This is a genomic window from Streptomyces sp. NPDC056231, assembly GCF_048270745.1.
Lineage (GTDB): Bacteria > Actinomycetota > Actinomycetes > Streptomycetales > Streptomycetaceae > Streptomyces.
The window spans coordinates 38,986-49,812 of sequence record NZ_JBLVKW010000062.1 but is presented as its reverse complement, the minus strand read 5'-3'; the positions used below and the strand labels follow the sequence as shown (position 1 = coordinate 49,812).

12 protein-coding genes and 1 pseudogene are annotated in these 10,827 nt (G+C 68.7%); 7 read left to right on the top strand and 6 right to left on the bottom strand.

Annotation, left to right across the window (positions count from 1 at the left end):
* Positions 1–266 precede the first annotated feature (266 nt).
* From ACNPQM_RS33040 to ACNPQM_RS33025, 4 genes are read left to right on the top strand one after another with little or no spacing between them, the layout of a single operon-like run.
* Positions 267–1,130, top strand: a complete 864-nt coding sequence (locus ACNPQM_RS33040; protein ID WP_418086844.1) for an MHYT domain-containing protein — start codon at positions 267–269, stop codon at positions 1,128–1,130.
* A 56-nt stretch (positions 1,131–1,186) separates the two neighbouring features.
* Positions 1,187–3,862: a nitrate- and nitrite sensing domain-containing protein gene (locus ACNPQM_RS33035; RefSeq protein WP_418086843.1), complete on the top strand. Its 2,676-nt coding sequence runs from the start codon at positions 1,187–1,189 to the stop codon at positions 3,860–3,862.
* Positions 3,859–4,296: a roadblock/LC7 domain-containing protein gene (locus ACNPQM_RS33030; RefSeq protein WP_418086842.1), complete on the top strand. Its 438-nt coding sequence runs from the start codon at positions 3,859–3,861 to the stop codon at positions 4,294–4,296. Before ACNPQM_RS33035 ends, ACNPQM_RS33030 begins: the two co-directional genes overlap by 4 nt.
* Before the next feature lie 22 nt (positions 4,297–4,318).
* A complete protein-coding gene (locus ACNPQM_RS33025; protein WP_418086841.1) occupies positions 4,319–4,753 on the top strand; it encodes a DUF742 domain-containing protein in 435 nt (144 codons plus the stop codon).
* A gap of 31 nt (positions 4,754–4,784) precedes the next feature.
* On the opposite strand, the gene ACNPQM_RS33020 is transcribed toward ACNPQM_RS33025, so the two are convergent.
* Positions 4,785–5,360 (bottom strand): TerD family protein, encoded by a 576-nt coding sequence (locus ACNPQM_RS33020; protein WP_418086840.1) that lies wholly within the window; start codon positions 5,358–5,360, stop codon positions 4,785–4,787.
* 148 nt (positions 5,361–5,508) lie between these two features.
* Positions 5,509–5,673, bottom strand: coding sequence for a Sec-independent protein translocase subunit TatA (gene tatA, locus ACNPQM_RS33015; RefSeq protein WP_327242400.1), 165 nt, complete (start codon positions 5,671–5,673; stop codon positions 5,509–5,511).
* 173 nt (positions 5,674–5,846) lie between these two features.
* On the opposite strand from tatA, the gene ACNPQM_RS33010 reads away from it, so the two are divergent.
* Positions 5,847–7,415 carry an LCP family protein gene (locus ACNPQM_RS33010; RefSeq protein WP_418086839.1) on the top strand — a complete coding sequence of 523 codons (1,569 nt, stop codon included), beginning with the start codon at positions 5,847–5,849 and terminating at the stop codon, positions 7,413–7,415.
* A gap of 11 nt (positions 7,416–7,426) precedes the next feature.
* On the opposite strand, the gene ACNPQM_RS33005 is transcribed toward ACNPQM_RS33010, so the two are convergent.
* From ACNPQM_RS33005 to ACNPQM_RS32990, 4 genes and pseudogenes are all read right to left on the bottom strand, one after another.
* Positions 7,427–7,600 carry a hypothetical protein gene (locus ACNPQM_RS33005; protein WP_418086838.1) on the bottom strand — a complete coding sequence of 58 codons (174 nt, stop codon included), beginning with the start codon at positions 7,598–7,600 and terminating at the stop codon, positions 7,427–7,429.
* Positions 7,600–7,893, bottom strand: coding sequence for a hypothetical protein (locus tag ACNPQM_RS33000; protein ID WP_418086837.1), 294 nt, complete (start codon positions 7,891–7,893; stop codon positions 7,600–7,602). Before ACNPQM_RS33000 ends, ACNPQM_RS33005 begins: the two co-directional genes overlap by 1 nt.
* Positions 7,894–8,086: 193 nt before the next feature.
* Positions 8,087–8,857 (bottom strand): annotated as a pseudogene (locus tag ACNPQM_RS32995) (cation-transporting P-type ATPase); the annotation flags it as partial.
* Positions 8,841–9,206: an ArsR/SmtB family transcription factor gene (locus tag ACNPQM_RS32990; protein WP_418086836.1), complete on the bottom strand. Its 366-nt coding sequence runs from the start codon at positions 9,204–9,206 to the stop codon at positions 8,841–8,843. The pseudogene ACNPQM_RS32995 and the gene ACNPQM_RS32990, both read right to left, overlap by 17 nt.
* A gap of 330 nt (positions 9,207–9,536) precedes the next feature.
* On the opposite strand from ACNPQM_RS32990, the gene ACNPQM_RS32985 reads away from it, so the two are divergent.
* Together ACNPQM_RS32985 and ACNPQM_RS32980 are read left to right on the top strand one after the other, a co-directional pair.
* Entirely contained in the window at positions 9,537–10,175 is a 639-nt protein-coding gene (locus ACNPQM_RS32985) for a GTP-binding protein (RefSeq protein WP_418086835.1), read from the top strand.
* 116 nt (positions 10,176–10,291) lie between these two features.
* Positions 10,292–10,705, top strand: coding sequence for a roadblock/LC7 domain-containing protein (locus tag ACNPQM_RS32980; protein ID WP_418086834.1), 414 nt, complete (start codon positions 10,292–10,294; stop codon positions 10,703–10,705).
* The last annotated feature ends 122 nt before the right edge of the window (positions 10,706–10,827 follow it).

Below are 10,827 nucleotides of genomic sequence, written 5' to 3'. Positions count from 1 at the left end.
TGGGCGCCCTGAACGTCCTACGGGCCGGGCTGGTCCGTCGCGAAGCCCAACCGGCATAGCGAGAAGCCCCCTCGTTTACGAGGGGGAGGAGTCACAGGGACATGATCGCGCACCGTCAACCGGAGTGAAACGGAGTGAACGGGACGGAAGTAGCGTGCATGTTCGAGCACGGCCTGATCGTTCCGGATCATCTCTCTGTCATATTCCGGCAGCTTTCGAAATGCGCCCCGAACGTGCGTTGCCATGGCGACTAGCGTCCCCGGTCCATGGGACACCTGGACCACGCCACCTTCGGCTGGCTGACACCTGCACTGTCGTACGTGATGGCAGCGATCGGCGCGGCGCTCGGACTCAGCTGCACCGTGCGCGCACTGGACACGAACGGCCGTTCGCGCCGCAATTGGCTGATCACGGCCGCCTCCGCCCTCGGCACCGGCATCTGGACGATGCATTTTGTCGCGATGCTCGGCTTCGGCGTGACCGGCACCGAGATCCGCTACAACGTGCCGCTGACCTTGCTCAGTCTGCTCGGCGCCATGCTGGTGGTCGGCTGCGGCGTCTTCGCCGTCGGTTACAGCCGCGACCGGACCCGGGCGCTGGCCGTCGGAGGGTTCGGTACCGGCCTCGGCGTGGCCAGCATGCACTACCTCGGCATGGCGGCGCTGCGGCTGCACGGCACGATCCACTACGACCCCCTGCGGGTCGTCCTTTCTGTGGTCATTGCCGTCGTCGCCGCGACGGCGGCTCTGTGGGCAGCGCTCAACATCAAGTCATCGCGCGCGGTCGCGCTGGCCTCGCTCGTCATGGGTGCGGCGGTCAGCAGCATGCACTACACCGGAATGATGGCCGTCGGTGTCAGCGTCACCCCCTCCGGCAGTGCACTCCCCGGCGCCACGACTATGCAGTTCATCTTTCCCCTCGCCGTCGGCCTCGGCTCGTACCTCTTCCTGACCTCGGCGTTCGTCGCCCTGTCGCCGACGGCCCCGGAGCGCGCCGCCTATGTCTCCGCCGAGCGCATCATGGAACCGGCCGTAGACGCGGCCTCGACGCGCCTCGCGCAGCGCGGACGTGATTCCCGCCCCCGGCGCGGCTCCCGCGGCCACGACCTCTCTCCGTCCGCGACGCCCTGACGGCACAGCACAGTCCCCCTTCCGCCGCCCAGCTCCACACCCGGAATGAGGAGGCCATGCGCCCACCCCGCACAACCCCGGACTCCGGCACGACGACTGCCACCCGGCCCGGTTCCGTGCCCACGGCGCGCGGACGCCGCGCGCACGCGGGACCGCCGGCCGACGAGAGCGCCGAACGCGACGCACGTCTGCTGTTGACGCAGCAGACGTCCGGACCACGTGGACGCCGGACCCTGCGCCCCAGGACCGTACGCGCGAAGATCATCTCGCTGCTGGTGGTGCCCGTCGTCTCGCTGCTGGCTCTCTGGGGCTTCGCCACGGTCAACACGGCCCAGGACGTGGCACGGCTGCGGCAGCTGAAACTCGCGGACGAAGAGGTGCGGGTGCCGATATCCGCCGCTGTCACCGCTCTCCAGGCCGAACGCAGAGCCGCCCTGATCCAGACTGCCGACCCCAGCAGCGCCCACGCTGCCGCACTGGAACAGCAGACCATACGCACCGACACCGCGCTCGCCGCGCTGCGACTGGACAAGGACCACACCATCGCCGATACCGGCCGCCTCCCGGCCGGCGTCGCCGACCGGCTCGACCGGTTCCTCGACCGTACGCACGAATTGCGCGAGGAGGGGGGCACAGGGAGCCAGGAGTGGGACGAGAGCGCTGTGTACGACCGGTACACCCAGGCAGTCACCGCGGGTTTCGGCGTCTTCGGCGCCCTCACCGGAATCCAGGACGACGCGCTCGGGTCCGACGCCCGCGTGCTCCTCGAACTGGCCCGCATCGACGAGATGCTGGCGCGCGAGGACGCACTGCTCGCCGCGGCCGCCCTCACCAAGCGCCTCGACGGCCGCCAACTGGTCCAGTTCACGGGGGCGGTGGAGACCCGCAGAAACCTCACCGAGACCGCGGGCGCCGATCTCCCGGCCACCGAACGCACCGACTGGCAGAAGGTCACCGCCCGGTCCGCCTACCATCGGATCGAGGATGCCGAGGACGCGGTGCTCACCGCGCGACCCGGCCGGGAAGCCGCCCAGGCGGTGCCCGCCGCCGACTGGGATCCGGCCGCAGCGAGCGTACGGAGCCAATCGCGCATCATCGGCACCGGAGCCGCAGAACGCGCTGCGGAACGCGCCGACCCGCTCACCCGCGGACTGTTCAGCCCGTCCGGAGCAGCCGTCCTCTTCGGCTGCGTCGCCGTCGCGGCCTCGCTGGTGATCTCTGTGCGTATCGGTCGTGAGCTCGTCGTCGAACTCGTCAGCCTGCGCAACAGCGCCCTGGAGATCGCCCGCCGCAAACTGCCCCGTGCGATGCAGCGGCTCAGGGCGGGTGAGGAGCTCGACATCGAGGCCGAGGCACCTCCCGGCCCGGCCTCGTACGACGAGATCGGCCAGGTCGGAGAGGCCCTCGGCACCGTGCACCGTGCCGCTCTCAGCGCCGCCGTCGAACGCGCCGAACTCGCTGACGGCATCTCCGGGGTCTTCGTCAACCTCGCCCGCCGCAGCCAGGTGCTGGTTCATCGTCAGCTCAACCTCCTCGACAGCATGGAGCGCCGTGCGGACGATCCCGGCGAGCTCAGCGACCTGTTCCGCCTCGATCACCTCACTACCCGGATGCGGCGGCACGCGGAGAGTCTGATCATTCTGTCCGGTGCGGCCCCCGGGCGCGCCTGGCGGTTGCCCGTACCGCTGACGAATGTCGTACGCGCGGCCGTCTCCGAGATCGAGCACTACGCCCGGGTGGAGGTGCGGCAACTGCCGGATGCCGCGGTCAAGGGCACGGCGGTCGCCGACCTCACCCACCTCCTCGCGGAACTCGTGGAGAACGCGGCGCAGTTCTCGCCACCGCACACCAAGGTCCGGATCACCGGCGAACCCGTCGGCAACGGCTACGCCCTGGAGATCGAGGACCGTGGACTCGGCATGGGCAACGAACTTCTCCGCGAGGCCAACCGGCGCATCGAGCGGACGGAGGCACTCGACCTCTTCGACAGCGACCGGCTCGGCCTCTTCGTGGTCAGCAGGCTCTCGGTCCGGCACCACATCAAGGTCAAGCTGCGGACCTCGCCGTACGGCGGAACCACGGCGGTGGTCCTGCTGCCCACCGCGCTGCTGCAGGACGCGCTGCCCGCGGGCGGGGAAGCGGCCGTGGCGAAGCAGGCATCGGTCGGGGGTCAGCAGGAAAGCGACGGCGTGGCGTTCGGAACCGGTCCGGGCCCCCATGCGGCACGTTCGCAGGCGGCGACCGCGTTCCCCGCGCCGGTTCCGCCGCCTGCGCTGGAATTGAAGACGGGTCCCACCGCCGGAGTCACCGCGCTGCGCCCGCACTCCCGCAGAGCGGTCGAGGACCGGAGCGATGAGCCGGCCGGGGCCGAGCCCGGAACCCGCGGGATCCGGGAGAACGCGGAAACCCGCCAGAGCCTGGAACCCTCCGTGAGCAGGGAAGCCCGGGAGACCCACGCGCCCAAGGGGGAGGGCGACAGCTCACTTCCCCGCCGGGTCCGGCAGGCCAACCTCATCCCGCAACTGCGCGACGAGCCCCGGCCCGAGCCGACCGGAATCGACGGCGGGAACGGCATGGGCGGACCGGCCGAGCGCACCCCGGAACAGGCCAGGGACCGCATGACCGCCTACCGCGACGGCTGGGTACGCGGCGGCGGTGTCGCCCCAGGCGCGGTGGCGCCCCATCGAACCACCACCACACTCCGTCCCCGCACCGAAGGAGACCAGTCATGATCGCGAACGAGCGGACCGAGGCACACAGGCACTCGGGCGAACTCGACTGGCTGCTGGACGATCTGGTGGCCCGGGTCGGCGAAGTCCGGCACGCCGTGGTGCTCTCCGGCGACGGTCTGGCCGTGGGAGCCTCCAGTGCCCTCAGCCGCGAGGACGCCGAGCACCTGGCCGCGGTCGCCTCAGGCTTCCACAGCCTCGCGAAGGGCGCCGGACGGCACTTCCAGGCCGGGGAGGTACGCCAGACGATGGTCGAGATGGACGAGGGCTTCCTCTTCGTCGCAGCCGCCGGGGAGGGTTCCTGCCTCGCCGTACTCAGCACAGCCTGCGCCGATATCGGACTGGTCGCCTACGAGATGGCCCGGCTCGTCAAACGGGTCGGCGAGCACCTGCGTACCCCGCCGCGCTTCTCCGTGTCCCCGTCCCCGGCCGGCTGAGAGGGCAGAGACAGCAGTGAACATGACCAATGAGGGCCCCGGATTCCTCGCGAGCTTCCCGGATCCGCCCGAACTGCCGGGAAGCCAGTGGTACGACGCCGAAGCAGGGCCCTTGGTCCGCCCGTACGCCATGACGGGCGGGCGGACCGAACCGGGCCCGGGCGGAGTGCACCTTGACCTGATCGCACTCGTCTCCGCCGCGGATCAGGCACCGGACAGCTCCGAGGATTCCCAGCTGGGCCCCGAACACCGCGCGCTGCTCACGCTGTGCCGCTCCGAGACCCAGTCCGTCGCGGAACTCTCGGCCGACGCCGACCTCCCGGTCGGCGTCGTCCGTGTACTCCTCGGAGATCTGCTCGAAGCCGGTCATGTGCGGGTCAGCCGCCCTGTACCGCCCGCGCAGCTGCCGGACGAGCGGATCCTCCGCGAGGTAATCAATGGCCTGCGGGCACTCTGAAACCGCTGCTCAAGAGCGCGACTTCGAGCGATCAAACATTGACGCCGTAGTCGGACGCGATACCGGCCAGCCCCGACGCATACCCCTGTCCCACCGCGCGGAACTTCCACTCCATGCCATGCCGGTACAACTCGCCAAAGACCATCGCCGTCTCCGTGGAGGCGTCCTCGCTCAGGTCGTAACGGGCCAGCTCCACGCCGTTCGCCCGGTTGACCACGCGGATGAACGCGTTGCGGACCTGGCCGAAGCTCTGCCCACGGCTCTGTGCCTCATGGATGGAGACCGGAAAGACGATCTTTGCCACGTCCAGCGGTACGCCGGCCAGGTCCACGTTGATGGACTCGTCGTCGCCCTCGCCCTCGCCGGTCAGGTTGTCACCGGTGTGCTGCACCGAACCGTCCGGGCTGGTGAGGTTGTTGTAGAAGACGAAGTGCAGGTCCGAGAGGACCTTCCCTGTGTCGGAGCACAGCAGCGCACTGGCATCCAAGTCGTGATCGGCGCCCGTCGTCGTCCGTACATCCCAGCCCAGGCCGACCGTCACTGCGGTCAGCCCCGGTGCCTCCTTCGACAAGGAGACGTTGCCGCCCTTGGCCAGGGTCACACCCATGATCTTCCTCCGTTGGTCCAGTGATCCGTTGATCGGCGCTTCATCCGCCGTTACCGCGTCAACGGCGGTTCCTTACCCAGGGTTCCCTGATTGCGCAAGCCATGAAATGGCGGGCACGGCGGTACCGTACCGTGCCGCACCCCCCGGCTCACTGCGGGTCGGTCTCCTTCATCGCCTTCGCCTCACTCTTCAGGATCCGCAGGGACTTGCCCAGGGCGCGGGCGGTGTCCGGCAGCTTCTTCGATCCGAACAGCACGATCAGCACAACCGCGACAATCAATAGGTGCCAGGGCTCGAGGCCGTTGCGCAGCATCTGGGTTCCGTCCTTCTTCTCGGATTTCCGGAATTGGTGGATCCGGTCGACTGTGGGTAGGTCTGGTGATCCAGTCGCGTAGCGATACTTGCTACGTTGCGCAACTGTACAACCGTGGGGCGGGGTCGGACGTCTTCCTCCATGAAGCCGGAACCGAACGGACGAGGTGACCGATGACAGGCAGTCGCAAGGTGACGGCGGGCGGGGGACGGGGCAGCCGGCTCGGGCGCACCGCCCTGACGGGACTGTCCTTTCTCGTCCTGCTGGTCGCGGGGGTCGGCTGGGGCTACCTCAATCTGACCGGCCAGATCGATACCTTCGGCGCTGACGGGATCTCGGGCGACCGGCCACCCGCCTCGCCGAACGGGCAGAACGTCCTTGTCATCGGATCGGACACCCGCTCCGGCGCCAACAGGAAGTTGGGCGGCGGCAAGGGCACCGTGGGGCGGTCCGACACCGTGTTCCTGCTCCATGTGTACGCCGACCACCGGCATGCCGTCGCCGTGTCCATCCCCCGTGACTCCATGGTCGACATCCCGGCGTGCAGGACACCCAGCGGCGAGTGGACCGCACCGCAGCACCACGTCATGTTCAACGGGGCGTTCTCGGTGGGTGAGACTGCCGAGGGAAACCCGGCCTGCACCCAGAACACCGTGGAACACCTCACCGGCCTGCGCGTCGACCACACCGTCGTCGTGGACTTCTCCGGCTTCTCCGCACTGACCTCCGCCGTCGGCGGAGTCCCGGTCTGTCTGCCGCAGGACATCTACCAGCAGGATCTCAGCCCGAAACGGCCCACCCGCGGCGCACTGGTCTTCGCCAAAGGGCCGCAGACCGTCTCGGGGCAGCGGGCACTCGACTACGTGCGGATCCGGCACGGCATCGGCGACGGTTCCGACATCGGACGGATCAAAAGGCAGCAGGCTTTCATCGGCTCTCTCATCAAGAAGGTCAAGTCCCAGGGACTGAACCCGACCACCCTGCTGCCGCTCGCCGACGCGGCGACCGACTCGATGACCGTGGACCCCGGACTCGGATCGGCCGACCGGCTGCTCAAGTTCGCCATGTCGATGAAGAACATCGATCTGCGCAACACCCGGTTCGTCACCGTCCCGTGGCGTTACGAGGGCGCCCGCGTCGCGATCGTCGAACCGGAGGCCCACGCTCTCTGGGCGGCGCTCAAGGCTGACCGGACGATCGACGGTCACGACGCCAAGGCGCACGGTCTCCTACGTGGGCCTGGCGCGCGACTCGCACCACCCGCCGGGGGCGGGATACACCGAAGCGGTAAGGGCAAGGGCAGCCGCAGCCCCGAGAGGCCGGACGACGCGTCGCCGTCGCCCGCCGCCCCTGCCCCCGTCGCCGGTACGGGCATCAGCCTCGCCGTCTACAACGGCACCACGGTCAACGGCCTTGCGGCCCGCGCCGCCGAACTTCTGCGCGCCCACGGCTTCACCGTCACCGGTACAGCCACCGCGAGCAACCAGGGCCGTATGTCGACCGTCATCCAGTACGGGCCGGGTCTGCAGGCCGAAGCGGAGACCACCGCGCGCCTCTTCGGCGGGGCACGGACCATGGCGTCCGGCACCGCGGGCATCCAAGTGATCCTCGGGACCTCGTACGCAGAGAATCCGTCGCCCGCTGCTGAGGCCACGCCGACACCCAGCGCAGTTCCTTCCACCATCGGCGACGGGGCGCGGTCAGCCGACGAAGACCTGTGCAAGGACCTCTCGTACGGCTGAACCGGGCGCGATCAGGCTCCCGTCCGCAGCCGCTCCGCGAACCACTGAGCCGAGGCTGCCCGCCACGGAGCACCGTCGGTCTCCATTCCCATGTCCGAGAGCATCAGGGCGCGCATCCGTACCAGGGCGGGTACATCGTCGGAAATGGCGCGGCGTACGCGGACAGGGACGTGCGGCTGAGGCATCAGTATCTCGAGATGCGCTGGTAGCGGTTGTGGGCCGCCCTCAGCGCAATGGCGTAGAGCGCGAACACCGTGGCGAGCAACAGGTAATAGAGCGGCGGCAGCGCGCTCATTCCCAGCAGCGGCCCGAGAGGAGTGGGCGGCAGCAGGATGCCGACCAGCGCAAGACCGGCCGCGGCCACTCGCAGCGGGCCGCCCCCGTTGCCTTCGGCGGTACGCCGGCCGGTACGAAGCAGCAGCATCACCAGAGCCTGCGTGAGCAGATTCTCGGTGAACCATCCGGAGTGGAACGCCACCTGGCCGCCGGACGTCGCAGATACGTGCAGGGCAAGGGCGAGGACCGCGAATGTGGCGAGGTCGGCGTCGCGTTCAGCAGACCGAATCCGCTGATGAAGCGCAGAAAGTCGCGCGGGCGCAGCACCGTGGGCCGCCGCAGCACATCGGCCGCCGGACGGTCGAAGGCGAACGCGAGTTGTGCCACGTCGAAGCACACAACTGGGGCTCGGTGAATGGTCCGGCCGCTCCGGTTTCGGTGCATGGTCCGGCAGGAGGCGCGGTCGGCCGGCGCGGTATGTCGACGGGATGCTTCGCGACCGGCGAGGACTCCCCGGTGAGAGCGGACTGATACACGGTCAGCCCGCTCGCGCGGAGCAGCCGAACATCAGCGGGCACGAGATCTCCCGGGCCGAGCCTGATCACATCGCCCGGCACCAGCTCCGCGACCGGCAGCTCACGGGCCGAGGGCGCCGCCTCCGGGCCGGTGCGGCGAAGTACGGCCGTGGTCGTCGGCACCAGCTTCCGCAGTGCCGCCATCGCCCCGTCGGCCCGGTGCTCCTGCGTGGAGCGCAGCAGGCAGCTGACCACCACGAGCACCAGAATCACAGATGCGGTGCCCCACGCGCTGACCGCGGCGGAGACCAGACCCAGACAGAGCAGAACCGAGGTGAACGGGTCCCGCAGGCTGCGGACGAAGCGCTGCGGCCAGGAGACCGGACGCCAGGCCGGAAGTGTGTTGTTGCCGAGCCGCCCGAGCCGTTCCTCGGCCTGTGTCTCCAGAAGTCCGCGCGGTCCGCTGTCCAGAGAACGCAGCACCTGCAACGACGTCAATTCGGCCCGGCCCGGCCCTACCGTTGTCGCGTCGGTGGAGGTGATCGGGCCGACCGTCGTGCTCGCCGTCGGTACGGCGACGGTCGGGGCACAACCATCGAGATCGCCGCGGACGGGCCCTGTGGTCGCGCTGCTCTCAGGCACCGAGCTCACGCAGGCGTACCGGCTGCGCCGGAGAGTGCCCGGCCCGTGCGGCGAGTTGGCCGACCATCAGCCGTACCACCGTCACCACATCAGGATCGTCGACCAGATACACCTGGCGGCGGCCTTCGCGCCGCGAGCGTACGAGACCAGCGAGTTTCAGCTTTGTCAGATGCTGGCTGACCGAGGGCAGCGTCCCGCCCACCCGCTCCGCCAGCCCGGTCACATCGCTCTCGCCCTGGGACAGCGCCCATACGATGTGCAGGCGCGCGGGTGTCGCCAGCAGACCGAAGGCGGCGGCCGCCTCCGTCAGCACCTCCGCGGGCGGATCCACGAAGTTGCCGCCGGCACCTGTCGACACTCTTGCTCTCCCGTCCACCCGGACCGATTCCGGCGCCCCGAAGCGACAGTGTAGGCGGCAGTTGTGGTCGGCCCCAGAAATGAGGTCCACCCCCTGGATCGGTTCCGGCTCGAACATGGTTCGAATGCGGCTCGAATACTGACCCCGTGCAGACATCGAACGATCCCTGTTCGTTCACTACGGTCAAAAACCGATCACGTTGCTCGGAACCGACGGCTGCTTGCCATGCTGTCCACCGTACTGCTGCCCACAGATACCGAACCGAGCCTGTCAAGACGGCTTTGAACTGTGTTTTTACGTCCTGAGGCTCACGGGTGAGAGAAGTGATCGATGCCTTCCGAGCACGCTGGCAGAACGGGTGGGGAGACCGTCGAGGGAACGGCCGAAGAGGCCGTGGAAACCGACGCGCTCGCATTGAAGATATTGGTCGCCGGCGGGTTCGGGGTCGGCAAGACGACTCTGGTCGGTGCAGTGAGCGAGATCCGGCCGCTGCGGACGGAGGAACTCCTCAGCGAGGCCGGACAGTCGGTCGATGACACCGGCGGAGTCGATCACAAGACCACCACCACCGTTGCCATGGACTTCGGACGCATCACCATCCGGTCCGGTCTCTCGCTCTATCTGTTCGGCACACCGGGACAGGACCGCTTCTGGTTCCTGTGGGACGAGCTCTCCCAGGGGGCACTCGGAGCGGTCGTCCTCGCGGACACCCGGCGGCTGGAGGACTGCTTCCCGGCCGTCGACTATTTCGAACACCGCCGGATCCCCTTCGTCGTCGCCGTCAACTGTTTCGCGGGCGCCCGCGCTTACGGTGAGCGTGAGGTGTCCCGTGCGCTCGACCTGGACCTGGGCACACCCGTCGTGCTCTGCGACGCACGCGACCGCGACTCCGGCAAGGAAGTTCTCATCCGCATGGTGGAGTACGCGGGCCGCATGCACACAGCCCGGCTCCTCGACTCGGTCGGCTGACCCTGTCCGGACGACGAGCGCAATTCGGAGGGGTGGTTGCCCCAACGTGCGCTGTGCGCAAGGCTTACGCGTACACGTGCGGCACGGGGAACGCTTGAGCGGGGAGGAGCGGGGAAATGGCGCTGGACAGGGAGCTTGACTGGCTCCTCGACGATCTCACCGGCCGGGTCGAGCACATACAACACGCGCTGGTGTTGTCGAACGACGGCCTGGTGACGGGGGCGAGCACGGGCCTGGCACGTGAGGACGCGGAGCATCTTGCCGCGGTCTCGTCGGGGCTGCACAGCCTTGCGCGAGGCTCGGGACGGCACTTCCAGGCAGGAAGAGCCCGGCAGACGATGGTGGAGTTCGACGAGGCGCTTCTCTTCGTGACAGCCGCGGGAGACGGCAGCTGCCTCTGCGTGCTGACCGCGGCCGAGGCCGACGTCGGTCAGGTGGCCTACGAGATGACACTGCTCGTGAACAAGGTCGGAGAACACCTGGGGGTCACCGCGCGTCAGGGCGCCGGTGGAGAAGTCAACCGGCTCTGACGGTTCGGGTCCCCTCTTGACTGCGCCTTGTGCCCGGCCCCTGGAAGTTATCCACAGGCGCCGGGTACAAGGCTCTCTCCTTCGTTACGGTGATCACAGAGAGTCATCGTAGTTATACGGGG